Genomic DNA, 23142 nt, shown 5'->3' with positions numbered 1-23142 from the left:
GCAATCCGCAGCGGCGCGCAAACGAAAACGGCCGGGCGAAGCCGGCCGGATCGCCTCTGGCTTGAAGCAGGCTTCAGTCGAGATTGAACTTGCTGAAGTCGCGATGCTCGCCATGGATACGGCGGACCGTGCCGGTGATCGAGCGGTAGACGATCGTCTCGGTCTCGATGACCTCGCGGCCGAACTTGACGCCCTTCAGCATGCCGCCGTCGGTGACGCCCGTCGCGCAGACGATGGTGTCGCCAGAGGCCATCTCTTCCATGCTGTATTTCTTGTTGGGATCGGTGATGCCCATGGTCAAGGCGCGCGCGCGCTTCTCCTCGGTGTCGAGGATGAGGCGGCCCTGCATCTGGCCGCCGACGCAGCGCAGCGCCGCCGCCGCGAGAACGCCCTCGGGCGCGCCGCCGATGCCGAGATAAAGGTCGATGCCGGTCTTGTGCGGCTCGGTGCAGTAGATCACGCCGGCGACGTCGCCATCGGTGATCAGGCGGATCGAGCAGCCGGTCTTACGGACCTCCTCGATCAGCTTGGCATGGCGCGGGCGGTCCATGATCAGCGTCGAGATCTCGCTGGGCTTGACGCCCTTGGCCTTGGCGAGCGCATAGATATTGTCGGTGGCCGAGGCATCGAGATCGACGACGCCGCGGGCATAGCCCGGGCCGATGGCGATCTTGTCCATGTAGACGTCGGGCGCGTTGAGGAGCTTGCCGGCCTCCGCCATCGCCATCACGGCGATCGAGTCGGGCATGTCCTTGGCGCAAAGCGTCGTACCCTCGAGCGGATCGACGGCGATGTGGACCTTGGGGCCCTGCCGGGTGCCGACCTTTTCGCCGATGAAGAGCATCGGTGCCTCGTCGCGCTCGCCCTCACCAATGACGATCTCGCCGTCGATCGCGAGCCGGTTCAACTCGCGACGCATGGCATCGACCGCCGCCTGGTCCGCCGCCTTCTCGTTGCCATGCCCGCGCAGGCGGGCAGCCGAGACGGCGGCCCGCTCGGTGACGCGCACCAGTTCCATCGAGAGATAGCGCTCGATGATCTGGGAGGAGGAAATGCGGAGATCTTCGGACATGGGTGGCTCCCTTGAGGCGAGTGGCGAATGGCGAAATGGCGACGATGGCGGACGCGGATCGACCTGAGAGTGGGCTTTCCACTCGCCATTCGCCACGCGCTACTCCCGTTCGATCCGGATGACTTGCGGAGGTTCGGCGACATGACCATCGGCGGAAACCTTGTCGAGCGTCGCGCGGATCGCGGCCTCGCTGGTCGCGTAGGTGATCAGCACGACGGGCACGGGCGCGCCGGAGCGGCCGGCGGGGTCCTGAGCGGCGGCGGCGGCCGAGCGGCGCTGCACGATGCTTTCCAGCGAGATGTCGGATTGCGCCATGCGGGTTGCGATGCCCGCTGCCGCGCCCGGCCGGTCGATGACGGAGAGGCGGACATAATAGCCGCCCTCATGACGCTGCATCGGCGCGCGCGCCGCAGTCTCGAGCCGCGCGACCGGCAGGCCGAACGGCAGACCCGCCGTGCCGCGCGCGACATCGGCGATGTCGGCGACGACGGCTGACGCGGTCGGATCGCCGCCGGCACCAGGCCCGATCAGCGTCAGTTCGCGCACGGCGTCGGCATCGATGGTGACGGCGTTGAGGACGCCCATCACCTGCGCGATGGCCGACGACTTCGGTACCATGGTGGGGTGGACGCGCTGCTCGATGCCGGTCTTCGTGCGTTCGGCCACGCCGAGCAGTTTGATCCGGTAACCGAGTTCGTCGGCCATCTTCAGATCAAGCGGAGTGATTGAGGAAATGCCTTCGACATGAATCGCTTCGGCATCGATCTTCGTGCCGAAGGCGAGGCTGGTCAGGATGGCGAGCTTGTGGGCGGTGTCGTAGCCCTCGACGTCGAAGGTCGGGTCGGCCTCGGCATAGCCCAGGCGCTGCGCGTCCTTGAGGCAGGCCTCGAAGGTCAGCCCTTCCAGTTCCATGCGCGAGAGGATGTAATTGCAGGTGCCGTTCAGGATGCCGTAAAGCCGGGTCACGGTATTGCCGGCCAGGGCCTCGCGCAGCGTCTTGACGATGGGGATGCCGCCGGCCGACGAGGCCTCGAAGGCGAGCGCAACGCCGTTCTCCTCGGCCAGGGTCGCCAAAGCGGTCCCGTGATGGGCGAGCAGCGCCTTGTTGGCGGTGACGACCGATTTGCCGGCGGCGAGCGCCGCCTCGACGGCCGCTTTCGCCGGGCCGTCGGAGCCACCGATCAACTCGACCAGGCAATCGATCTCGTCGGATGTCGCCAGGGCGACCGGATCGTCGAACCAGGTCAAACCATTGAGATCGATCCCGCGATCACGCGTGCGATCGCGGGCGCTGACGGCAGTGACGACGATGGGCCGGCCGCAGCGCTCGCTCAGAGCTTTCTCCTGGCGGCGCAGGATGCCCAGCACAGAAGCGCCGACCGTACCGAGGCCGGCAAGGCCGATACGCAGGGGCTTCGAGACGGTCTGGACGGTCGTGCTTGTCATGGGCGCGGGGTCGCATGAGGGGGGCGTCGAGTCAACGCCGCACCCATCGCCTCATCCGAATCGGCAAACGACCTCGGCCGCGAGGCGCCGCAGCTTGCCATCGCCGAAGGTCAGATGGACGCGCAGGAGATTGGTGCCGAAGGCGGTGGTCTTGATGGTGCGCAGCGCCTCCAGCGTATCGCCGGTCCAGGTCGTGGCTGTCTCCATCACGGGCGTCCAGAACCAGGGCTGGGGCGGGACGATCGTCGCGGCTTTCAGAATGGATTCCGCCGCCGCCTGCTCGATCCCGGCCGGGAGATGGCGCGATACGACCTCGGTGGCGTCGCGGCCGCATTCGCGCGCCGTCGTCGCAGCCAGCACATCACCGACCAGGGGAGAGGTCGTCTCCGGCACGCGGCCGCGGGAAAAATCCAGCGTCGCAACGAGGCAGACGAGCGCAAACAGAATGACGCCCCCCGCGAGCAAACGGCCCTTGCTGATCATCGCGTATGAAAGCCCCATTCCGGACATGCTGGTCCGTTTGACGGGGTTCCCATGTTTCGGGGGCGGGGTCCAGAGGAAGCCTTCCATCATTCTCGGGCGCAGTGCAGCGGATGCCAGAGCGTCTCTTACAGAAGTTGCGCCAGCCCGAGGCGTCGCGTCATGCTTTTCGGTCAAGCCCGAGCGTGACGTGCGAGCGCTAAAGCGCCCCTACCCCGCCCTGGGCATCTGGATGACGTTATGCAGCGTGTGATCGGCGCCCTTGAGGAAGCGGCCGACATTGCGGGCCGCCTGGCGGATGCGCTGCTCGTTCTCGACGATGGCGATGCGGACATAGTCGTCGCCATGCTCGCCGAAGCCGATGCCCGGCGCGACCGCGACCTCGGCCTTCTCGATCAGGAGCTTGGAGAATTCGAGCGAGCCGAGATGGCGGAATTTCTCGGGGATCGGCACCCAGGCGAACATCGAGGCTGCGGGCGCCGGAAACTCCCAGCCCGCCTTGCCGAAGCTCTCGACCAGCGCGTCGCGACGCTTGCGGTAGATGTCGCGCATCTCGCGGATGCAATCATCCGGGCCATTGAGAGCAGCCGCGGCCGCGACCTGGATCGGCGTGTAGGCGCCGTAGTCAAGATAGGATTTCACCCGGGCGAGTGCCGCCAGCAGGCGCTCATTGCCGACGGCGAAACCCATGCGCCAGCCGGCCATCGAGAAGGTCTTCGACATCGAAGTGAACTCGACGGTGACATCCATCGCGCCCGGCACCTGCAGCATCGAGGGCGGGGGATCGTTCTCGTCGAAATAGACCTCGGCATAGGCGAGGTCCGAGAGCAGGATCAGGTCGTGCTTCTTGGCGAAGGCGACGAGGTCGCGGTAGAAATCGAGCGAGGCGGTGTAGGCGGTCGGGTTTGCCGGATAGCAGGTGACCAGCGCGATCGGCTTGGGCACCGAATGGATCATCGCCCGCTCCAGCGCCGGGAAGAAGGCCGGCGTCGGCTCTGCCGGCACCGAGCGGATGACGCCGCCCGCCATCAGGAAGCCGAAGGCGTGGATCGGGTAGCTCGGATTGGGCACCAGCACGACGTCGCCAGGGCCAGTGATAGCCTGCGCCATGTTGGCGAAGCCTTCCTTGGAGCCAAGCGTGGCGACGACCTGCGTGTCTGGATTGAGCTTCACGCCAAAGCGGCGTTCGTAATAGCCGGCCTGGGCGCGGCGCAGGCCGCCGATTCCCTTGGAGGCGGAGTAGCGGTCAGTGCGCGGCTTGCCCGCCGTCTCGATCAGCTTCTCGATAACGTGCTTGGGTGCCGGCAGATCGGGATTGCCCATGCCGAGATCGACAATATCGACGCCCTTGGCGCGTTCGGCGGCCTTGATCTTGTTGACCTGCTCGAAAACGTAAGGCGGCAGGCGCTTGATGCGATGAAAATCGGCCATCTCGAACAGTTCCCTTACCGGATCCGGCATATCTCGAACGGGGCGCGGCTCCACTCCGGCACCCCTGCTTATCGGCGGCCCCAACGGTGACGATTCAGATCGTTGCGCCGCATGCCGCTCTCATCGCATCTTTGTTCACGAGAGGCTGAAAAACGCAAGATTCATTCAGGCGGAAGCGCCCGGGCTCCGCGAGCGCAGGATGCAACCTTCAGTTGGTCGGCAAAACTGCCGGCTTGGGCGGGGGCGTCGCGCCCAGTGCCCTTGCCTGGTTCCCGGCGGCTTCGTTTGAAATGCGCTGAGCTTCCAGTTCGGCTTCCATCGTCTTGAAATCCGCCACCGGCCGGCGGGGTGCCGCGCGCGTGATCGTGGAGCCGACGGGCACGTAATCCGTTTCGATTGGCCGCGATTCCTGAACGAAGGGCTTGGCTTCCTGCGGCGTGGTGGCCATGCCGGCCGCCTCCGCGACGACCTTGCCGGCCCCGCCCGCGCATCCGGCCGCGCTCATTGCCCCTGCGACCACGATCAGCAGCGGCAGAAACGACATCCTGGTCGGCTGATGGAACGGCATGAGGTGATCCGGCTTGGTTGATGAATTCTCTTTGTAATCGATATCCGCTACGTCCTTAATAGGACCAAAATGGGGAGCAGGCTGCATCCTCGCCGAAGAATGCGACGGGGGAGAACGCAATGAAGCGGCAGGCGGACGACAAGCCGGGGGATGCGGACGCAGCCACGGGTGCACCGGTGCCGGATTTCGACCAGTTCGCGCAGAATATGGGCCGGCTCGTCGAGGAATACGGCAAGGTCACGGCCGCCTATCTCAAACCCATCGAGCGCGGGGAGGCCAAGGGCGGCCAGGCCGACGAGGCCAGCGAGATGGTCAAGACGCTCGGCCGCGTCGCAGAGCGCTGGGTGTCCGACCCCCGCAAGATCATCGAGGCGCAGGCCTCGATCACCGGTGACTTTCTCAACCTCTGGAGCACCATGCTCAAGCGCGCGAGCGGCGAGGACGCCAAGCCCGTCGCCGAACCCGATGCCCGTGATGGCCGCTTCGCCGATCCCGAATGGTCGGGGCATCCGATGTTCGACTTCGTCAAGCAGGCCTACCTGATCGGCACGCGCTGGGCCGAGTCGATGGTCGACAAGGCCGAGGATCTCGACCCGCACACCCGCGAGAAGGCGCGCTTCTATGTGAAGCAGATCGCCAGCGCGCTCTCGCCCTCGAATTTCATCGCGACCAACCCGGAACTCTTGCGCGAGACGCTGCGGCAGAATGGCGAAAACCTGGTGCGCGGCATGAAGATGCTCGCCGAGGATGTCGAGGCCGGCCGGGGCGAACTCAAGATCCGCCAATCCGATCCCGGTGCCTTCAAGATCGGCGTCAACATCGCCTCGACCCCGGGCAAGGTGGTCTTCCGCAACGACATCATCGAACTGATCCAATACGCGCCGTCGACGCAGACCGTGCTGAAGCGCCCTCTCCTGATCGTGCCGCCCTGGATCAACAAGTTCTACATCCTCGATCTCAACGCCGAGAAGAGCTTCATACGCTGGGCCGTGGCGCAGGGGCTGACCGTGTTCTGCATCTCCTGGGTCAATCCGGACGAGCGTCATGCGAACAAGGATTTCGAGAGCTATATGCGCGAGGGCGTCTTCGCGGCGCTCGATGCGATCGAGCAGGCGACGGGCGAAAAGAAGGTCAGCGCGATCGGTTACTGTGTCGGGGGCACGCTGCTTGGCGTGACGCTCGCCTATATGGCAGCGACAAAGGACAAGCGCATCGACAGTGCGACCTTCTTCACGACGCAGGTGGATTTTTCGCAAGCCGGCGAGCTTGCGGTCTTCGTCGACGAGGACCAGATCCGCGCGGTCGAAGAGCAGATGACCAAGAGCGGCTATCTCGACGGCTCGCGGATGGCGGGCGCCTTCAACATGCTGCGGCCCAACGACCTGATCTGGTCCTATGCGGTCAACAACTACCTCAAGGGCAAGGCGCCGATGCCCTTCGACCTGCTGTACTGGAATGCGGATTCGACCCGCATGCCGGCCGCCAACCACTCCTTCTATCTGCGCAACTGCTATCTCGAGAACAAGCTCTCGAAGGGCGAGATGACGATCGGCGGCAAACGCCTGAACCTGAAGAAGGTCAGGATCCCGATCTACAACCTCGCGACGCGCGAGGACCACATCGCGCCCGCGCAGTCGGTGTTTCTCGGATCGCAATGCTTCGGCGGCCCGGTCGATCATGTGGTGGCCGGTTCGGGGCATATCGCCGGCGTGGTCAACCCGCCCGCCAAGGTGAAGTACCAGTACTGGACCAGCGGGCCGCCGACGGGTGCCTATGGGGACTGGATCGCGGGTGCCAGCGAGCATCCTGGCTCCTGGTGGCCGCACTGGTTCGCCTGGCTGGAACGGCAGGCGCCCCGGCGCGTGCCGGCGCGCGAGCCCGGAGCCGGCAAGCTGCCTGCGCTGGAGGATGCGCCAGGCAGCTATGTGCTGATGAAGGCGTAACGCCCGGGCAAGCCGTCTCCGGAACAGCAACCCACAAACCAGAAAGCCGGCCCGCGAGGACCGGCTTTCTTCGAGCGTTCAGGAACGGCGTGGCTCAGAACTTGCGCACGACCGGCTGGGCGGGGATCGCTTCCGCCGGATTGTCCCAGCGATAGGTCAGGCCGGCCGAGACGATGTGGATATAGGGCTTGGCCTCGGCGGAGAAGAAGACCGGACCCTGCTGCGGGTGGGTGCCGCCATAGTTCACCGAAGCCTTGGTGACATGGATGTAGGTATAGCCAAGGTCCAGCTTGAGCTTGTCGCTGACCTGATAGCTCGCACCCGCCGAGAGCCAAAGCCGGTCATTGTCCGAGATGAAGACCGTGCGATTGGTGTCGTTGACCGCCGAAAGCTCGTAGGCGACGCCGGCGCGCAGTGTCAGCGCCTGGTTGTACTTGTACTCGACGCCGCCGCTGAAATACCAGCTGTCGTCATAGACGAAGTTGAGGCTCGAGATCGGCAGGCCGCTGATCTGGCTGACGATCGGGATGCGGCGGAAGCGGCTCCAGTTCGTCCACTCGACACCGAGATGAGCCTGCCACTGGTCGTTGATGACCTGCGACACGCCGAACACGACGGAGTCGGGCAGATTGAGATTGGCCTTGATCGGTGACACGCCGGCAACGGTCGAGATCGTCCCCTCCAGCGTCTGGCGGATCGAGGAGCGGTAGGCGAGACCGATCGTGGTGCCCTGCATTGGCGTCAGCGTCGCACCGACCCGGAAGCCGTAATCGATCGAATCGCCCTTCAGAATCTGGTTGGGCGCGTTGGGGCCGATCGCCGTCGCCAGCGTGGCGCCCGTCGCGTTCTTGAGGCTGGTCTTCAGGTACTGGACCTGGAAGGCGGCACCGATCGAGAGCCAGTCATTGACCTTGTAGCCGATGGTCGGCGAGACGTTGATGGTGCGCAATGTGGCGGAGCGACCATAGACCTGACCGGCATAAACCTGATCGTCGGCCTTGGATCGCAGGCCGAACGGCGCGCCCGTGGTCAGGCCGACCCAGAACCGGTCGGTCAACTGCCAGGCCGAATAGGAGGCGGGGATGAAGGCCCCATCGCCGCCGATGTTGCCGCTGCCGTTCTGGATCGGGCTCAGCGGACCGACGGGCGAACCCAGCCGGGTCGGCGATGTCGGATCATAGGAGGCGTTGGCATAGAGATACGTCACGTTCCACTGGCTGTTGCGGCCGGGAAACATGGTGATCGTGGCCGGGTTCCAGGCCATCGCGCCCATGCCGATGCCGCCGGACGCCGCGCCCGCATAGGCCATGCCGAGACCCTCGGCGCTCTGGCCGCTGCGGATCGCAAAGGAGCTGGCCTGGGCCGCTCCCGCAACCATGAGCGCGGCTGCCGAGACCGTAGCAACTGCTGCTGTGCGAACAAAGCCCTTCATGAGATCCATCCCGTGTGTCGTTTCTTGGAAGCTGATTTGCTTCGCTGAACACGAACATGGACCGAGCCGTTTGCCGCCGCAATCCCGCCCTCGACGCCGCAATTACGCCGCGCCAACGCCGCTTTGACGGGTCGCTTGGTCGAAAAGGCCCAATATTGTCGATTATTTGCCTTGCCGGCTTCGACGCATGGGCCAAAAGGATGGTTTATATACGAACTATCCCCGGTTTCCGGCTTAGGCTGTGCCGAATTGTTCGGCTGCGCACAAAACCCGGGCACGCAGCTTTCATGATCCTCGTGGCATTCGCGCAACAACATGACCGGCATCACCATGCAGCGGCGCCATGCGCAGGAACAGGCTTGTGTTTGCGCCTGCCATCTTGTCAGGATCACGCCCCAATTAGATCGTTTGAAACGGGGGAAACGACGTGAAACTGCTACGTTACGGTGCGCTTGGCCAGGAAAAGCCGGCTCTTCTCGATGCGAAGGGCGTCATGCGCGACCTCTCCGGGGCGATCCCGGACCTCGCCGGCCAAGCCTTGTCGGCGGCCTCGCTGGCTAAAATTCGGGCACTCGACCCCGAATCGTTGCGGGTGGTTTCCGGGTCGCCGCGCATCGGCGCCTGCGTCGGCGATGTTCGCAATTTCATCGCGGTCGGGCTCAACTTCGCCGACCACGCGGCTGAAACCGGCGCCGAGATTCCCAAGGAGCCGATCCTCTTCAACAAGGCGCCGAGTTGCATCGTCGGGCCCCATGACGACGTCATCATCCCCAAGGGTTCGGTGAAGACGGACTGGGAGGTCGAACTGGCGATCGTCATCGGCGATGGCGGCTCCTATATCCCGGAAGACAAGGCGATGGCCGCGATCGCCGGCTTTGCCGTCTGCAACGACGTCTCGGAGCGCGAGTTCCAGATCGAGCGCGGCGGGCAATGGGCCAAGGGCAAGGGCTGCCCGACATTCGGGCCGCTCGGCCCCTGGCTGGTGACGGCCGACGAGATCGCGGATGTGCAAAACCTCGCGATGTGGCTCGAGGTCGATGGCGAGCGCGTCCAGAACGGATCAAGCAAGACGATGATCTTCGGCTGCGCCTATCTCGTCCACTATATCAGCCAGTTCATGCGGCTGGATCCGGGTGATGTCATCACCACCGGCACACCGCCGGGCGTCGGGCTCGGCTTCAAGCCACCACGCTTCCTGAAGGGCGGCGAAATCGTCAAGCTCGGCATCGAAGGGCTCGGCGAGCAGCAGCAGCACTTCAAGGCCTATCAGGGCTGAGGCGCGACGATCGTCATGCTCGGGCTTGCCCCGAGCATCTCAGGCCGCACTGGCGCCTCAATCTGACAGAGATGCTCGGGTCCGCGCTCAGCGCGGCCCGAGCATGACGGCGTGAACTACTTCTCCGCCAACCCCAGCATCAGCCGGATGTTCTGTACGGCGGCACCCGATGCACCCTTGCCGAGATTGTCGAGCCGCGCGACCAGCACGGCCTGGCGCAGATCGTCGTCGCCGAAGACCCGCAGCTCCAGCTTGTTGGTGTCGTTGAGCGCTTCCGGCTCCAGCTTGCCGCCCGCCTGCACTGCGGGCACGACGCTGACATAGGTCGAGCCGGCATAATGCTCGGCCAGCGCATCGGCGAGATCGGCCGCCTTGGGCTTGCCCGGCAGCAGATCGAGATGCAGCGGGACCGAGACCAGCATGCCCTGGCGGAAATTCCCGACCGAGGGGATGAAGATCGGCCGGCGTGTCAGCTTGGCATATTGCTGCAGTTCGGGCAGGTGCTTGTGCTGGAGGCCCAGCCCGTAGAGCTCGAAGGCCGGCGCGATGCCGGCCTCATAGGCCTCGATCATGCTTTTTCCCCCGCCGGAATAGCCGGAGACCGCGTTGACGGTGATCGGGTGGTCGGGCGCGATGAAGCCGGCATCGACCAGCGGCCGCAGCAGCGCGATGCCACCAGTCGGATAGCAGCCAGGATTGGAGACGCGGGTCGAAGCCGCGATCCGGGCGCCATGGCCATGCTCGAGTTCGGCAAAGCCATAGACCCAGTCGGGCGCAACGCGATAGGCGGTCGAGGCGTCGACGATCTTGGGCGAGTCGTCGCCGAGTTCGTCGGCGAGCGCGACCGATTCCTTGGCGGCATCGTCGGGCAGGCAGAGCACGACGAGATCGACATCGGCCATCATCTGCTGGCGCGCGGCGGGGTCCTTGCGCTTGTCGGGGTCGATGCTCTTGATGACGACGCCCTGCATCGCGGCGAGGCGCTCGCGGATACCGAGCCCGGTGGTGCCGGCCTCGCCGTCAATGAAGATGGATTTCAGGTTCTGGCTCATCGGGACCTCCAAGACCGGCATGGACAAGATGCTTGGTCGGCTTCAGGCATAAAAAAACCGCGCTCAGGGCGCGGTCGCGGGCGTTCGGACATCAAGCCGAGCGTCATCGCGGGCGCGCTAGGGCGGCCGGTGCGGTGCGACGTCGGGACAGTATCGTGGTCATGATCGGGATATGAGGGAGGGCGGACGCGCTGTCAATTGCACGCCGTCATTCTCGGGCGGCGCAAAGCGGCGACCCGAGAATCTCCGGATCGAGAGGCTCGGGTCGAGAGGCTCGGGTCGAGCCCGAGCATGACGGGCGCAAGGGCCAAGGATTTGAACCGCTTGCACTGGGAGGCTGCCAAACCGATTCCAATCCCTCACATCAAGATTCAACCCACCCTCTTCAACGCCAGCGCCTGGATATAGTGCTGCACCAGCGCCGCCCCCGCGATCGCGGTCGTGTCGGCATGGTCGTAGGGGGGCGAGATCTCGACCACGTCCATGCCGCGAAAGTCGAGATCGCGCAGCCCCCAGACCATGCGCAGCGCCTGATCCGAGGTGAAACCGCCGGCCACCGGCGTGCCGGTGCCCGGCGCGAAGGCGGGGTCGAGCGCGTCGATGTCGAAGGTCAAATAGGCCGGCCCCGCCCCCACCCGCTCGCGGATGCGCGCGATCGTGCCGGCGACACCGAGCTCATGGGTGGCATAGGCGTCGAGCACGGCGATGCCGCAATCGCGCGGCGCCACGGTGCGCAGGCCGATCTGGATTGAGCGGTCGGTGTCGATCAAGCCCTCGCGCACCGCCTCCAGCACGAAGGAGCCATGGCTGATCGCGCCGATGCCGTCGTCCCAGGTGTCCTGATGCGCGTCGAACTGGACCAGCGCGAGTTTGCCATGGCGGGCGACATGGGCGCGCAGCAGCGGCAGGGTGATGAAATGGTCGCCGCCCAGCGTGACGAGATGGGCGCCCGCCGCAAGGATGCCCGCCGCCTCCTGCTCGATCGCTCGCGCACAGCCCTGCAGATCGCTGCGTGGCAGCAGGCAGTCGCCATAATCGACGGCGCTCAGGCGCTCGAACGGGTCGATCCGCGAGGGGTACTGCGCATCGCCATCGAAGATCGCGCTGGCGCGGCGCAGGGCCTGGGGCCCGAAACGCGTGCCTGGGCGGTTCGAGACGGCGAGATCGAACGGCACGCCCCAGATCACCAGATCGCAGCCCGAGACGTCCTTGGAATAGCGCCGCCGCATGAAGGAGAGCGCGCCGGCATAGGTCGGGTCCTGGGCGGGGCCGCGCCTGTCGCCGGTGAAGGCGTGGTCGATTGGCGGCGTCTCGGCGGGTTCAGTCATGAGGATGATCCGTGACGTCAGGGCTTGCGGCCAACGAGCCAGACATACAGGCACCAGGGCAGGATCAGCGCCAGCCCCGACAGCACCATCCGCAGGACAGTCCAGCCGACGGGGTTCTGCAGGGCGCGTCCGTCGAGTTCCGGCACGCCATGAATCAGCCCGAGCGCGAAGGCCGGCGCGAGGAAGATCACCAGCGCATTGCCGATGCGACGTCCGCGCGGCAAATCTCGCCGCGCCAGCGCGATCAGGGCCGGCACGGCGATCATGCCGAAGGCGATGAGGATCAGGAGGACGCGCATGGGTCGGGGTCCGGGCGGTTGGAAGGGTGTCTCATGGCTGCGCCTGCGGCGGTCGCGACATGAGTTGAGCACGCAGATCAAGCGTCGCGATGCTGCGTTCGATCGGAGACGGATCGGCACTCTGATCGCCAAGGAAGGGCCGGTCCATCACGAAGAGGAGTCCGATCAGGAGACCGATCCCGCCGGAATAGCCGGCCAGCGGCAGGATCACGGCCCAGCGCGGCACGATCATCGCCGCCTCGGCTGTCATCAGGAGGAGTAGAAGCACCACGGCAAGCCAGAAGGTGTCAGGCAATCCGCCGGCTGCGGCCGCTTCGATCTGAGACTGGACATCGCCCACCGCTTCAAGGCCGGCGGAGATCAGTTCGAGCGCGCTGCGGTCTCCCGCTGACGCGATGGCAAGAGCGTCGATACGCTCCGACAGAAGACCGAGAGCCGTGCCGACCTCGGGGCTCGCCTTCTGGGCGCGCATCGCCGGCCAGCCCCGATCGACCAGGATGCGGGCATACTCGCGCACTGCCCGGCGGGCATCGGCGCTCTCGGCGGAATCGATACGACCCAATGCGCGGTCGAGTTGCAGCAGATTCATCGCCTGGCTCTCGACCAATCGGCGCGCATCATGCAGGCGATTGACCGATTGCAGCAGGAGGAAGGCGGTGAAGATGCCGGTGAGCGGGCCGATCAGCTTGAAGGCATCGAGCGCGGCCAAAGACCGCTCCGCGTTCGGCTTCAGGCGAAACAGGTTATGCGCCACCCAGGGCGCTGCCACACAGATCCCCAGCGCCAGCATCACCGCCAGGCTGATCAGCACGGTGGAGTGTATCTGATAGAGCCATGCGGCCATCGCTTCGCTCATGTCCCCGCTGCAAGGCTGTGGGGCGGAGCTATAGCCGCCGCGCGCCCCAGGGCCAACCGCCGCGTCGCCGCCTGCGGCGATCGCGGCATGTCGGCAAAGGCTACCGACCGCCGCCGACGCGCAGGATCGAGCCGACGACGTAGGAGGCCGCGTCCGACAGGGCAAAGAGCACCACCTCCGCCACCTCTTCGGGCTGGGCGGCGCGCTTGATGGGGATCGTCGGCGCGATGCGGGCGACGCGGCCGGGCTCGCCCGAGGACAAAGCGTGGATCTCGGTCTCGGTCATGCCCGGCGCCACCGCATTGACCCGGATGCCTGAGGGAGCCAATTCCTTGGCCATGCCAAGCGTCAGGGAATCGATCGCGCCCTTGGAGGCCGCATACCAGACGAACTCGTCGGGCGAGCCGAGGCCGGCGGCGATCGAGGAGATGTTGACGATGGCCCTGCCCTTCGCCGCGTCGTTGGCGAGTAGCGCGCGGGTCGCCTCGCGCGCGACCAGGATCGCGCCGGTGACGTTGACGTCGATGCAGGTGCGGATGGTCTGCGGGTCGGCGTCGGCCAGCTTGCTCGCCGGGCCGGTGATGCCGGCATTGTTGACGACATGGGTGAGCGGGCCGAGCGCCGCCTGCGCCTGCGTGAAGACGCAGGCGATGTCTGGCTGTTGCGACATGTCGCCCTGCAGCGCGACCGCCCTCGCCCCCGCCGCCTCGCAGGCCGCGACGACCTTGGCCGCCGCATCGCCATTGGCCTGATAGTTCACCGCGACGTCATAGCCGCGCTGCGCAGCCATGATGCAAATGGCGGCGCCGATGCCCCGGCTGCCGCCGGTGACGAGGAGGACGGGACGGGACATGGGCGGCTCCTTGGGTGGTCGCTTTTCAAACCCGAGCCCACATCCTGAGGAGCGGGCCGAAGGCCTGCGTCTCGAAGGATGCTCCAGATGCCACTGGCGCCTGCTGGAGCATCCTTCGAGACGACCGCTTCGCGGCCTCCTCAGGATGAGGGCTGAGCCACGGCAGTGAATACGAAAAGGGCGGCCCTTGCGAGCCGCCCTTTGCACATGACCGGTGATCGAAAAACGATCAGCGCTTCGAGAACTGGAAGCTGCGGCGGGCCTTGGCCTTGCCGAACTTCTTGCGCTCGACGACGCGCGAGTCGCGGGTCAGGAAGCCTTCCTTCTTGAGCGGGCCGCGAAGCTCGGGCTCATAGAAGGTCAGGGCCTTGGAAATGCCGTGGCGCACCGCGCCGGCCTGGCCGGAGAGCCCGCCGCCCTTGACCGTGACGACGACGTCGTACTGGGTCAGGCGATCGACGAGCTGCAGCGGCTGCTGCAGGACCATGCGCAGCACGGGGCGCGCGAAATACACCACCTGGTCACGGGTGTTGACCGTGATCTTGCCGGTGCCGGGCTTGATCCAGACGCGGGCGATGGCGTTCTTGCGCTTGCCGGTGGCATAGGCGCGGCCCTGCGCATCGATCTTCTTGACGTGGACGGGAGCCTCGGGCTGGGTCGACGTCGCGACCTGGCCGAGCTGCTCGAGAGACTGAAGAATCTCGGCCATGGTCAGACCCTCGCATTCTTGCTGTTGAGCGCGGCGACGTCGAGCGCCTCCGGCATTTGGGCTGCGTGGGGATGCTCGGCGCCCTTATAGACGCGCAGATTACCGAGGATCTGGCGGAACAGCGGGCCGCGGGGCAGCATGCGCTCGACGGCCTTCTCGACGATCCGCTCCGGGAAGCGGCCTTCGAGAATGAACTTGGCCGAACGCTCCTTGATGCCGCCGGCATAGCCGGTGTGGTGGTAATAGACCTTCTGGTCGCGCTTGCGGCCGGTCAGGACGATCTTGTCGGCATTGATGACGATGATGTTGTCGCCGCAGTCGACATGGGGGGTGTACGCCGGCTTGTGCTTGCCGCGCAGACGCAACGCCACAACCGCGGCGAGACGACCCACGACGAGCCCGGAGGCGTCGATCACAACCCACTTCTTTTCGACATCGGCGGGCTTGAGCGAGATGGTCTTCATCGCGGGCACCCTTCGGAGCGTTGAAAAAAGGACAAGCCGCCGGAGGACCGGCGGCGGTGTGAACGGGGGATAGGGGCAGGCCACTGCGGTGTCAAGCGCTACTCGACGCTCGCGACCCGAAAAACGCATTGTTTTCAGCGAAATACCGAAAACGGTATTCGGATACCGCGTCGCCTCATTCGTCATGCCCGGGCTTGACCCGGGCATCTCAGGCCAGAGATTCTCGGGTCAAGCCCGAGAATGACGACGCGTCCGCCTCAGCGCTCGGCCGGAATCGAATAGGTCCCCGTTGCGTGGGCGACCATCTCGCTTTCGCCTTGCGAGAACAGCGCGACCTCGCCCACCGCCAGCCGCTTGCCGAGCTTGAGCAGCTTTGCGTCCCCGATCAGGGCCGTCGGTCCGGGCTTGCGCAGGAAATTGAAGTTGAGGCTCGTCGTCACCGCCAGCGCGACGGGGCCGATCTGGCCGAGGATCGCGGCATAAAGCGCGACGTCCGCCAGCGCCATCATGGTGGGGCCCGAGATCGTCCCGCCCGGCCGCAGATGCTTCTCATGATAGTCGCAGCGCATCCGCGCGCTCATCGGCCCGACCTCCTCGACGAAATAGGTGCGCCCGCCGAGATGAAGCTGCGGGAAGACCTCGTCGAGGAAGCTCTCGAGCTGCGAGGCCGTCATGAGAGGGGTCGTGTCGCGAAGAGGCATTGGGCGTTCCGGCGCAGGCGGGGATGAGGACATGCCTCTTGCAGCATGAGGGGACGCGGCGGACAATACGGCAAAACGCACAGGGAAACGCCAAAGGTCACCGCCATGAACGCCCATGTCCACCCAGACGCGGCCCCAGCGCTGCGACGCGAGGATGCCGACGGCATCACCGTGCTTACGCTCGACCGGCCGCAATCGCGCAATCCGCTCAGCGAGGCGATGCTGGCGGCGTTGCGCGATGCCTTCACCGCGATCGCAGCCGACCGGAGCGTCAAGGCCGTCGTGCTGACCGCGGAAGGCCCGGTGTTCTGCGCCGGCCACGATCTCAAGGAAATGAGCGCGCACCGCACTGATGCCGACCGGGGCCGCGCTTATTTCACCGATATCCTCGCGCGCTGTTCGGGCGTGATGCAGCAGATCACCGCCCTGCCCCAGCCGGTGATCGCCGCCGTCGAGGGCACCGCGACCGCGGCCGGCTGCCAGCTCGTGGCGAGTTGTGACCTTGCTGTTGCGGGCGCAGGGGCCCGTTTCTGCACGCCGGGCGTCCATATCGGCCTGTTCTGCTCGACGCCGATGGTGGCGCTGACGCGCAATCTCGGCGCCAAGCACGCGCTGGAAATGCTTTTGCTCGGCGAGATGGTCCCTGCCGACGAGGCGCACAGAATGGGGCTGGTCAACCGCGTCGTGCCGGCTGGCGGCGCGCTGGCCAAGGCGCAGCGGCTGGCGGCGGTGATCGCGTCCAAGTCTCCGGCGACGATCCGGATCGGCAAACAGACCTTCTACGAGCAGCGCGAGATGGGGCTGGCCGCAGCCTATGACCATGCCAGCGCGGTGATGGTCGAGAACATGCTGGCGCGCGATGCCGAAGAGGGAATCGGCGCCTTCGTCGAGAAGCGTGCGCCGGCTTGGGAGGGGTAGCGCGGGTGCTGTATTGACGTCATTCTCGGGCGGAGCGAAGCGCAGACCCGAGAATCTCTGGCCGGAGATGCTCGGGTCGAGCCCGAGCATGACGTCCCTTTCATCCCCGCCGCCTCACCCTTGGAAATTCATGACCCACGACGCCTACCCCGACAGCCAGATCCGCGAGATCCTCAAGAGCGTGAAGCGCATCGCGCTGGTCGGCGCCTCCGCCAGCGAGGCGCGGCCCTCCTGGATCGTGACGAAATACCTGATCGATCGCGGCTATGACGTCGTGCCCGTCAATCCCGGCCTGGCCGGCCAGACCCTGCTCGGCAAGGCGGTCTATGCCTCGTTGAAGGACGTCCCCGGCGTGATCGACATGGTCGAGATCTTCCGCAACTCGGAAGCGGCGGGACCGATCACCGACGAGGCGCTGACGCTCGATCCCCTGCCGAAGGTGATCTGGATGCAGCTTTCGGTGCGCAATGACGAGGCGGCCGCGCGGGCCGAGGCGAAGGGCGTCACCGTCATCATGAACCGCTGCCCCAAGATCGAATATGGCCGGCTCTCCGGCGAGATCGGCTGGCAGGGCATCAATTCGCGGCTGCTGTCGTCGAAGAAGCCCGTGCTCGCCGGCAAAGGCTTCCAGAAGCTGACAATCCACCGCCCGGGGACGTGAACGGAGGACCACGCAGGCCTTCCATCGTCATTGCGAGCGCAGCGAAGCAATCCAGGGCCGTCAAGCGCTACGTCCTCCTGGATTGCTTCGTCGCTTCGCTCCTCGCAATGACGGGTGGTGGGGATCAAGGCCGTTGCGTCCGCCGCCCCCTCGCGGCCGCCTCCCAACGCCCGTCGAATTGACGCCATCGGGAGCGTTCGTTAAAACGAACGCAATGTCGCGCATTCAGAAGATCGCAGGGAGTTGACGATGACCGACCGCGCCCCAGGGTTCCATACGCTCGCCATCCATGCCGGCGCCGCGCCCGATGCGGCGACCGGCGCGCGCGCCACGCCGATCTACCAGACGACCTCTTTCGTCTTCGACGATGTCGACCATGCCGCTTCGCTGTTCGGGCTGCAGGCCTTCGGCAACATCTACACCCGCATCGGCAACCCGACCAACGCCGTGCTGGAGGAGCGCGTCGCGGCGCTGGAGGGCGGCACGGCGGCGCTCGCGGTCGCCTCGGGCCACGCGGCCGAGTTCCTGTGCTTCCACGCCCTGATGCAGCCCGGCGACGAGTTCGTCGCGGCCAAGAAGCTCTATGGCGGCTCGATCAACCAGTTCAATCACTCCTACAAGAACTTCGGCTGGAACGTGATCTGGGCCGATTCCGATGATCTGGAGGCGTTTGCCGCCGCCGTGACGCCCAAGACCAAGGCGATCTTCATCGAATCCATCGCCAATCCCGGCGGCGTGGTCGTCGACATCGCCGGCATTTCGGCGATCGCCCGCAAGCACAACATCCCGCTGATCGTCGATAACACCATGGCGACGCCGTACCTGATCCGCCCCTTCGAGCATGGCGCCGACATCGTCGTGCATTCGCTGACCAAGTTCCTCGGCGGTCACGGCAATTCGATCGGCGGCATCATCGTCGATGGCGGCTCGTTCAACTGGGTCGGCGATGAGCGCTACCCCATGCTCTCCAAGCCGCGGCCCGAATACAACGGCATGGTGCTGGCCGAGACCTTCGGCAATTTCGCCTTCGCCATCGCGACCCGGGTTCTCGGCCTGCGCGACATGGGCCCGGCTCTGTCGCCCTTCAACGCCTTCATGATCCTGACCGGCATCGAAACCCTGCCCCTGCGCATGCAGCGCCATTGCGAGAACGCGCTCGCCGTCGCCACGCATCTGGCGCAGCATCCGGCGGTGGAATGGGTCAGCTATCCCGGCCTCCCCGGCGACCGCTATCACGAGCTCGCCAAGCGCTACTGCCCCAAGGGTGCGGGCGCGGTCTTCACCTTCGGGCTGAAGGGCGGTTACGACGCGGGCGTCAAGCTCGTCACCGAGCTGAAGCTGTTCTCGCATCTGGCCAATATCGGCGACACGCGCTCGCTGGTGATCCACCCGGCCTCGACGACGCATCGCCAGCTGAGCGACGAGCAGAAGACCGCGTCCGGCGCCGGTCCGCAGGTGATCCGGCTCTCGATCGGGCTGGAGGATGTGCAGGATCTGATCGACGATCTGGATCAGGCGCTGGTTTAGGCGCTGTCATTCCGGGGCGTCGCACAGCGACGAACCCGGAACCCACGACTGGGTGAGCCAGTATTCACACCGCTCCGTCGGCAGGGGACCCACGACCGGTCACCCAGTCGTGGGTTCCGGGTTCACGCCTGCGGCGTGCCCCGGAATGACCGGGAGGATCAGCCGCGCGCGGCGCCTTCGGTGCGCGTCACATGCACCACGCCCATCGCCAGCACGAGGAAGCCGAGCGCCTGGTGGGCGAGACCGGCCCAGAGCGGGACGACCAAGAGCAGCGTGACGATGCCCAGCACCGATTGCGCGATCACGAGACTGGAGATCGCCGTGGCGCGCTTGGCCCCACCCGACCCCGGCGCGGCCTTGCGCAGCGCGAGCATGTGCCAGAGCGCCAGCGCCAGCAGCAGATAGGCGCCGACGCGGTGGTTGAATTGCACCAGCGCGGCATTGTCGACAAAGTTTTCCCAGAAGGCCGGACGCACGAACAGCGTCTCCATGCCCGGCACCAGCGCGCCGTCCATCAGCGGCCAGGTGTTGTAGATGAAGCCGGCGCGCGAGCCCGCGACGAGCCCGCCGAGCGCGATCTGCCCGAAGAGCAGCGCCAGCAGCAGCCAGGCCATGGTCCGGCCGCGCGCGGGCTCGGCCCGGCGCGGCGGCGTCAGCCAGGTCGCGAAGGCGACGACAGAAGCAAAGAACAGCGCGGCGAAGGTCAAATGCAGCGTCAGCTTTACAGGAGCGACAGCGACCATGCCGGGCTGCAGGCCCGAAGCCACCATGATCCAGCCGATCGCGCCCTGCAGGCCAAGCAGCAGGCCCATGCCAAACAGCACCAGCGTCTGGCGCCAGGGCAGCAGGCGCAGCGCCGCCACCACGAGGAAGCCGCCGAGATAGACCAGGCCGATGAAGCGGCCGAGCTGGCGGTGGCCCCATTCCCACCAGTAGATGAACTGGAATTCACCGAGGCTCATGCCCTGGTTGAGCAGCTGGTATTGCGGGCTCGCCCGATACTTGGCGAATTCGCTCGCCCAGGCTTCGGCCGAAAGCGGCGGCAGCGCGCCGGTGATTGGCTTCCACTCGGTGATCGACAGCCCCGAGCCGGTCAACCGGGTCGCGCCTCCAACGATCACCATGACGAAGACCAGCGCCGCCACGGCCCAGAGCCAGCGGCGAATATGGGCATGGCTGGTGGCCGGCAGGGCGGCAGGTCGGGCTCGGTCGAGGGCGATCGTCACGGTGGCGGGGCCTTCGGTCGCAAGGGCTGGCGCTTCACAAGCGGATTGGCAGGTGACAGATAGTCGGCGCGCCGGGGCCCGACAACGCCCGCATTGCCGCAGGCTGGCTGGCGCCAGGGAGATCGCCCCGATGAGACAGACCCACCGCAAGCTGATCGGCGCCGTCGTCATCCTCGTCTTCGTCTGCGTCTATGCGCTCGTCGCGATGGCACTGGCGCAGGGGCGCATCACCACCGCGCCGCAGGCCGTGCAGACGATCGCCTATATCGCGCTCGGGCTCGCCTGGGTTCTGCCGCTCCTGCCGCTGATCAAGTGGATGGAGCGGAAGGACCGGGCCTGAGAGGCGCAGCCGTCATTCTCGGGCGCAGCGCAGCGGAGACCCGAGAATCTCTTGCCGGAGAATCTCTTGCCGGAGAACCTCCAGTGAGAGATGTGCTCGGGTCCATCCCGAGCACGACGCCTTTTAACCCCCCACATTTACCCGCCGCCCCCGGTTCCAGAGCCAGAACGGCAGCCCCGACAGCAGCGCCCTTACGGCCGCGTCGCTCTGGTGCAGGCCGTTGAGGGAGACGCGCGGCAAGGCGTGCAGGTGGTTGGCATGATCGGCGAAGAGATGGCCCGGCCGCGTCGTCACGGCGCTGGCGAAGCCAGCCTCCCGCGCCAGCGCGAAGTCGCGCGGGCTGGCCGAAGTCGGATCGCCGACGGGATAAGCAAAATGGCGGATGGGAACACCTAACTCGGCTTCAAGCCGGGTCCTGCTGTCGGTGATCTCGTCGCGGGCGAAAGCCTCTTCATGCTTCGCCAACATTGGGTGGCTCAGCGTGTGCGCGCCGATCGTCACGCCTGGCGCGCCGGCCAGGGCCCGCAGCGTCTCCCAGGGCAGGCATTCGCGCTCCACGAGGGCGGCGGCATCGATCCCCGCCTGAGCGGCAAGATCTGAAATCGCTGACAGCAGAATCGCTTCCGGCTGTTGGCGCAGACGCCAGTAGAGCGCCTCGAAAGCGCGTTGCTTGTCGGAATCGCTCGCCGTCCGCGCCGCGAAGGGGCCGGCCGGCAGGGACAGCGTGATCGCAGGCAGAGCCCTGATCGCCTCCTCCAGCTCCAGCCACCAGAGCCGCGCGCTGCGGTCGGCGAAGCCCGTGGTGACGAAGAGAGTCCAGGGCGCGCCATGTTTTGCCAGCACCGGCCAGGCGTGCTCGACATTGTCGCGGTAGCCGTCGTCGAAGGTCAGCGCGACGAAGAAGCGTTCCGTGCGGGGTTGCGAAAGGCGCAGCACCGCTTCCTCCAGCGAGACCAGATCGTAGCCCTCGGCGCGGATCAGCGCGAGCGCGCGGTCGAGAAACTCCGGCGTGATATCCAGCAGACTGTTCGGCTGGAAGGTCGCCGGGCGCTGCGGCCGGACATGGTGCAATGTCAGGATGACGCCCGCGCCCTGCGCCAGCCCCCTGCCCCAGCGATCGGCGCCGGTGGCCGCGATCGCCTGGAAAATCGCCGAGAAGGCATGGTGGCGCAGGTTCATCTATCGCTTCCGCAGCAACCGCTCGCTAACGCTGTTTGCCAATCCCGGCCGCACAGCGCCGCGATCTTGCCCAGTCCGTTCACAATAGCGGGTTAAGGACACGCATCGTCGCCCATCCGAGGTCCGGCCCTTCATGTCAGCCCTGGTCGAATCCAGCTCTGCCGCGACGCATCGCACCGCCGCGCCGGCGAGAAGCGAAGACGGCCGGGGGGTCGAAGCCTGGCACAGCCTGTCGGTGACCGCCGACATCGCCGCGGTCGAGGCCGAGTGGCGCGGTCTCGAAGCCCATGCGCTGCTGACGCCCTATCAGGCCTATGGCTGGGTGCGCCCTTTCGTCGAGACCGTCGGTGCAGCCGAGCGTCACGATGTCAGGCTCGTCGTCTTCCGAGCCGAGGACGGCGCGCCGCTGGCGATCCTGCCGCTCGTCATCACCCGCCGCCACGGCATCCGCTTCGCTGAATTCATCGGCGGCAAACACGCCAACTATCATATGGGCGTGTTCGCGCCTGATCTGGCCGCAAGGCTCGATGGGGCCGCTGCCCGGCTGATGCTGTCGCAAGCGGCAGCCGCGATCGGCGGTCTCGACGCCTTCATCTTCGTCAACCAGCCAACGGAATGGCAAGGCATCGCCAATCCGCTGGCGGCACTGGCCGCAGGGCCGAGCCCGAGCGGAGCCTACAAACTCGCGCTCGTGCCCGGCGATGCGGAGGGCTCGCTGCGGCGCTCGATGAGCAGCCACGCCCACAAGAAGCTCAAGAACAAGCGCAACCGCTTCGCCACCTTCGGCCCCTCCGAGGTCGTCCGGGCGCGCGAGCCGGCCCAGATCGCGCGGGTGATCGATGCGTTCCTGCGCCAGAAGGCCGCGCGTTTCGCGATGATGGGCGTGCCCGATCCGTTTGCGTCGGCCGCCATCCGTCGGTTTCTGGAACAGGGCGCGCAAGCCGACGCAGACCGGCAGCCGGTGCTGGAGCTATATTCGCTGGATGTCGCCAGCCAGTCGGTCGCGACCTATGTCGGTGCAGTCCAGGCGGGTCGCTTTTCGGGCATGGCCACGTCCTTCGCGATGGACAGCGACATCGCCAAGACCAGCCCGGGCGAGATCCTGCTGATCGAGTTGATCAAGCTGAAATGCCGCGAGGGGATCACCGTCTTCGATCTCGGCGTCGGCGAGGCGCGCTACAAGACGACGATCTGCAACGAGCGCGACGATCTGGTCGACAGCTTCCTGCCGCTGACGGCGAAGGGGCACGCTTTCGCGCTGTTCAGCCGCGCCAAGCGCGAGGCCAAGCGGCGGATCAAGGCCTCGCCCGTGGCGCTCAAGCTGGCGCACCGGGTCTCGGGCTGGCTCAACCGCGGCCGTGAACGCGGGGGCGAGGACTAG

Annotated in this window: 24 protein-coding genes; 7 read left to right on the top strand and 17 right to left on the bottom strand. The window is 66.2% G+C overall.

What is annotated here, in order from left to right; all coding sequences use genetic code 11:
• Positions 1 to 73 precede the first annotated feature (73 nt).
• From glpX to IP69_RS02320, 5 genes are all read right to left on the bottom strand, one after another.
• Positions 74 to 1072 carry a class II fructose-bisphosphatase gene (glpX, locus tag IP69_RS02340; RefSeq protein WP_054141188.1) on the bottom strand — a complete coding sequence of 333 codons (999 nt, stop codon included), beginning with the start codon at positions 1070 to 1072 and terminating at the stop codon, positions 74 to 76.
• A gap of 99 nt (positions 1073 to 1171) precedes the next feature.
• Positions 1172 to 2518, bottom strand: coding sequence for a homoserine dehydrogenase (locus tag IP69_RS02335; protein ID WP_054141187.1), 1347 nt, complete (start codon positions 2516 to 2518; stop codon positions 1172 to 1174).
• Positions 2519 to 2569: 51 nt separating this feature from the next.
• Positions 2570 to 3019 carry a hypothetical protein gene (locus IP69_RS02330; RefSeq protein ID WP_156323250.1) on the bottom strand — a complete coding sequence of 150 codons (450 nt, stop codon included), beginning with the start codon at positions 3017 to 3019 and terminating at the stop codon, positions 2570 to 2572.
• A 189-nt stretch (positions 3020 to 3208) separates the two neighbouring features.
• The gene (locus IP69_RS02325) at positions 3209 to 4429 is read right to left on the bottom strand and encodes an LL-diaminopimelate aminotransferase (RefSeq protein ID WP_054141412.1); all 1221 of its coding nucleotides are present in this window, start codon (positions 4427 to 4429) and stop codon (positions 3209 to 3211) included.
• Between the two features lie 208 nt (positions 4430 to 4637).
• Positions 4638 to 5084, bottom strand: coding sequence for a hypothetical protein (locus IP69_RS02320; RefSeq protein WP_156323249.1), 447 nt, complete (start codon positions 5082 to 5084; stop codon positions 4638 to 4640).
• Positions 5085 to 5116: 32 nt separating this feature from the next.
• Here IP69_RS02320 and phaC point away from each other — a divergent pair, with 32 nt between their 5' ends.
• A complete protein-coding gene (gene phaC / locus IP69_RS02315; RefSeq protein ID WP_054141184.1) occupies positions 5117 to 6940 on the top strand; it encodes a class I poly(R)-hydroxyalkanoic acid synthase in 1824 nt (607 codons plus the stop codon).
• Positions 6941 to 7034: 94 nt separating this feature from the next.
• Here the strand turns inward: phaC and IP69_RS02310 are convergent, their stop codons facing one another.
• Positions 7035 to 8372 carry an outer membrane protein transport protein gene (locus tag IP69_RS02310; RefSeq protein ID WP_082358894.1) on the bottom strand — a complete coding sequence of 446 codons (1338 nt, stop codon included), beginning with the start codon at positions 8370 to 8372 and terminating at the stop codon, positions 7035 to 7037.
• Complete coding sequence (locus IP69_RS21680) at positions 8369 to 8704, bottom strand: hypothetical protein (RefSeq protein WP_156323248.1); 336 nt, start codon at positions 8702 to 8704, stop codon at positions 8369 to 8371. Before IP69_RS21680 ends, IP69_RS02310 begins: the two co-directional genes overlap by 4 nt.
• 95 nt (positions 8705 to 8799) lie before the next feature.
• Between IP69_RS21680 and IP69_RS02305 the strand changes: the two genes are divergently transcribed.
• The gene (locus IP69_RS02305) at positions 8800 to 9648 is read left to right on the top strand and encodes a fumarylacetoacetate hydrolase family protein (RefSeq protein WP_054141182.1); all 849 of its coding nucleotides are present in this window, start codon (positions 8800 to 8802) and stop codon (positions 9646 to 9648) included.
• A gap of 116 nt (positions 9649 to 9764) precedes the next feature.
• Here the strand turns inward: IP69_RS02305 and argC are convergent, their stop codons facing one another.
• The 8 genes from argC to IP69_RS02265 form a co-directional block, all read right to left on the bottom strand.
• Complete coding sequence (argC, locus tag IP69_RS02300; protein WP_248306670.1) at positions 9765 to 10700, bottom strand: N-acetyl-gamma-glutamyl-phosphate reductase; 936 nt, start codon at positions 10698 to 10700, stop codon at positions 9765 to 9767.
• Positions 10701 to 11071: 371 nt separating this feature from the next.
• Positions 11072 to 12028, bottom strand: a complete 957-nt coding sequence (gene speB, locus IP69_RS02295) for an agmatinase (protein ID WP_054141180.1) — start codon at positions 12026 to 12028, stop codon at positions 11072 to 11074.
• Positions 12029 to 12045: 17 nt separating this feature from the next.
• Positions 12046 to 12327 (bottom strand): hypothetical protein, encoded by a 282-nt coding sequence (locus IP69_RS02290; RefSeq protein ID WP_054141179.1) that lies wholly within the window; start codon positions 12325 to 12327, stop codon positions 12046 to 12048.
• 31 nt (positions 12328 to 12358) lie between these two features.
• Positions 12359 to 13183 (bottom strand): DUF4239 domain-containing protein, encoded by an 825-nt coding sequence (locus IP69_RS02285; RefSeq protein WP_054141178.1) that lies wholly within the window; start codon positions 13181 to 13183, stop codon positions 12359 to 12361.
• A gap of 100 nt (positions 13184 to 13283) precedes the next feature.
• Entirely contained in the window at positions 13284 to 14036 is a 753-nt protein-coding gene (locus IP69_RS02280; RefSeq protein ID WP_054141177.1) for an SDR family oxidoreductase, read from the bottom strand.
• Between the two features lie 229 nt (positions 14037 to 14265).
• Complete coding sequence (rpsI, locus tag IP69_RS02275; protein ID WP_054141176.1) at positions 14266 to 14745, bottom strand: 30S ribosomal protein S9; 480 nt, start codon at positions 14743 to 14745, stop codon at positions 14266 to 14268.
• Positions 14746 to 14747: 2 nt separating this feature from the next.
• Positions 14748 to 15209 carry a 50S ribosomal protein L13 gene (gene rplM / locus IP69_RS02270; protein ID WP_054141175.1) on the bottom strand — a complete coding sequence of 154 codons (462 nt, stop codon included), beginning with the start codon at positions 15207 to 15209 and terminating at the stop codon, positions 14748 to 14750.
• Positions 15210 to 15466: 257 nt separating this feature from the next.
• Positions 15467 to 15883, bottom strand: coding sequence for a PaaI family thioesterase (locus IP69_RS02265; protein ID WP_248306669.1), 417 nt, complete (start codon positions 15881 to 15883; stop codon positions 15467 to 15469).
• A gap of 132 nt (positions 15884 to 16015) precedes the next feature.
• Between IP69_RS02265 and IP69_RS02260 the strand changes: the two genes are divergently transcribed.
• From IP69_RS02260 to IP69_RS02250, 3 genes are all read left to right on the top strand, one after another.
• Complete coding sequence (locus IP69_RS02260) at positions 16016 to 16828, top strand: enoyl-CoA hydratase (protein ID WP_054141411.1); 813 nt, start codon at positions 16016 to 16018, stop codon at positions 16826 to 16828.
• A gap of 130 nt (positions 16829 to 16958) precedes the next feature.
• Positions 16959 to 17489 (top strand): CoA-binding protein, encoded by a 531-nt coding sequence (locus IP69_RS02255; protein WP_054141173.1) that lies wholly within the window; start codon positions 16959 to 16961, stop codon positions 17487 to 17489.
• Between the two features lie 249 nt (positions 17490 to 17738).
• Entirely contained in the window at positions 17739 to 19016 is a 1278-nt protein-coding gene (locus tag IP69_RS02250; RefSeq protein ID WP_054141172.1) for an O-acetylhomoserine aminocarboxypropyltransferase, read from the top strand.
• A 158-nt stretch (positions 19017 to 19174) separates the two neighbouring features.
• Here the strand turns inward: IP69_RS02250 and IP69_RS02245 are convergent, their stop codons facing one another.
• Positions 19175 to 20242, bottom strand: coding sequence for a COX15/CtaA family protein (locus IP69_RS02245; RefSeq protein ID WP_054141171.1), 1068 nt, complete (start codon positions 20240 to 20242; stop codon positions 19175 to 19177).
• Positions 20243 to 20372: 130 nt separating this feature from the next.
• Between IP69_RS02245 and IP69_RS02240 the strand changes: the two genes are divergently transcribed.
• Complete coding sequence (locus IP69_RS02240; protein WP_054141170.1) at positions 20373 to 20582, top strand: DUF2842 domain-containing protein; 210 nt, start codon at positions 20373 to 20375, stop codon at positions 20580 to 20582.
• Positions 20583 to 20705: 123 nt separating this feature from the next.
• On the opposite strand, the gene IP69_RS02235 is transcribed toward IP69_RS02240, so the two are convergent.
• A complete protein-coding gene (locus IP69_RS02235; protein ID WP_054141169.1) occupies positions 20706 to 21761 on the bottom strand; it encodes a polysaccharide deacetylase family protein in 1056 nt (351 codons plus the stop codon).
• Between the two features lie 133 nt (positions 21762 to 21894).
• Here IP69_RS02235 and IP69_RS02230 point away from each other — a divergent pair, with 133 nt between their 5' ends.
• The gene (locus IP69_RS02230) at positions 21895 to 23142 is read left to right on the top strand and encodes a GNAT family N-acetyltransferase (protein ID WP_054141168.1); all 1248 of its coding nucleotides are present in this window, start codon (positions 21895 to 21897) and stop codon (positions 23140 to 23142) included.

The organism is Allobosea sp. AAP35 (assembly GCF_001295925.1).
In the GTDB taxonomy this organism is placed as follows: domain Bacteria; phylum Pseudomonadota; class Alphaproteobacteria; order Rhizobiales; family Beijerinckiaceae; genus Allobosea.
This window is presented reverse-complemented; position numbering and strand designations above follow the sequence as displayed.

What these genes read in the sequence shown, in the direction of transcription:
- glpX (WP_054141188.1), bottom strand. Translation starts at nt 1,072, where the DNA reads ATGTCCGAAGATCTCCGCATTTCCTCCTCCCAGATCATCGAGCGCTAT.
- IP69_RS02335 (WP_054141187.1), bottom strand. Translation starts at nt 2,518, where the DNA reads ATGACAAGCACGACCGTCCAGACCGTCTCGAAGCCCCTGCGTATCGGC.
- IP69_RS02330 (WP_156323250.1), bottom strand. Translation starts at nt 3,019, where the DNA reads ATGGGGCTTTCATACGCGATGATCAGCAAGGGCCGTTTGCTCGCGGGG.
- IP69_RS02325 (WP_054141412.1), bottom strand. Translation starts at nt 4,429, where the DNA reads ATGGCCGATTTTCATCGCATCAAGCGCCTGCCGCCTTACGTTTTCGAG.
- IP69_RS02320 (WP_156323249.1), bottom strand. Translation starts at nt 5,084, where the DNA reads ATGCAGCCTGCTCCCCATTTTGGTCCTATTAAGGACGTAGCGGATATC.
- phaC (WP_054141184.1), top strand. Translation starts at nt 5,117, where the DNA reads ATGAAGCGGCAGGCGGACGACAAGCCGGGGGATGCGGACGCAGCCACG.
- IP69_RS02310 (WP_082358894.1), bottom strand. Translation starts at nt 8,372, where the DNA reads ATGAAGGGCTTTGTTCGCACAGCAGCAGTTGCTACGGTCTCGGCAGCC.
- IP69_RS21680 (WP_156323248.1), bottom strand. Translation starts at nt 8,704, where the DNA reads ATGGTGATGCCGGTCATGTTGTTGCGCGAATGCCACGAGGATCATGAA.
- argC (WP_248306670.1), bottom strand. Translation starts at nt 10,700, where the DNA reads ATGAGCCAGAACCTGAAATCCATCTTCATTGACGGCGAGGCCGGCACC.
- speB (WP_054141180.1), bottom strand. Translation starts at nt 12,028, where the DNA reads ATGACTGAACCCGCCGAGACGCCGCCAATCGACCACGCCTTCACCGGC.
- IP69_RS02290 (WP_054141179.1), bottom strand. Translation starts at nt 12,327, where the DNA reads ATGCGCGTCCTCCTGATCCTCATCGCCTTCGGCATGATCGCCGTGCCG.
- IP69_RS02285 (WP_054141178.1), bottom strand. Translation starts at nt 13,183, where the DNA reads ATGAGCGAAGCGATGGCCGCATGGCTCTATCAGATACACTCCACCGTG.
- IP69_RS02280 (WP_054141177.1), bottom strand. Translation starts at nt 14,036, where the DNA reads ATGTCCCGTCCCGTCCTCCTCGTCACCGGCGGCAGCCGGGGCATCGGC.
- rpsI (WP_054141176.1), bottom strand. Translation starts at nt 14,745, where the DNA reads ATGGCCGAGATTCTTCAGTCTCTCGAGCAGCTCGGCCAGGTCGCGACG.
- rplM (WP_054141175.1), bottom strand. Translation starts at nt 15,209, where the DNA reads ATGAAGACCATCTCGCTCAAGCCCGCCGATGTCGAAAAGAAGTGGGTT.
- IP69_RS02265 (WP_248306669.1), bottom strand. Translation starts at nt 15,883, where the DNA reads ATGACGGCCTCGCAGCTCGAGAGCTTCCTCGACGAGGTCTTCCCGCAG.
- IP69_RS02260 (WP_054141411.1), top strand. Translation starts at nt 16,016, where the DNA reads ATGAACGCCCATGTCCACCCAGACGCGGCCCCAGCGCTGCGACGCGAG.
- IP69_RS02255 (WP_054141173.1), top strand. Translation starts at nt 16,959, where the DNA reads ATGACCCACGACGCCTACCCCGACAGCCAGATCCGCGAGATCCTCAAG.
- IP69_RS02250 (WP_054141172.1), top strand. Translation starts at nt 17,739, where the DNA reads ATGACCGACCGCGCCCCAGGGTTCCATACGCTCGCCATCCATGCCGGC.
- IP69_RS02240 (WP_054141170.1), top strand. Translation starts at nt 20,373, where the DNA reads ATGAGACAGACCCACCGCAAGCTGATCGGCGCCGTCGTCATCCTCGTC.
- IP69_RS02235 (WP_054141169.1), bottom strand. Translation starts at nt 21,761, where the DNA reads ATGAACCTGCGCCACCATGCCTTCTCGGCGATTTTCCAGGCGATCGCG.
- IP69_RS02230 (WP_054141168.1), top strand. Translation starts at nt 21,895, where the DNA reads ATGTCAGCCCTGGTCGAATCCAGCTCTGCCGCGACGCATCGCACCGCC.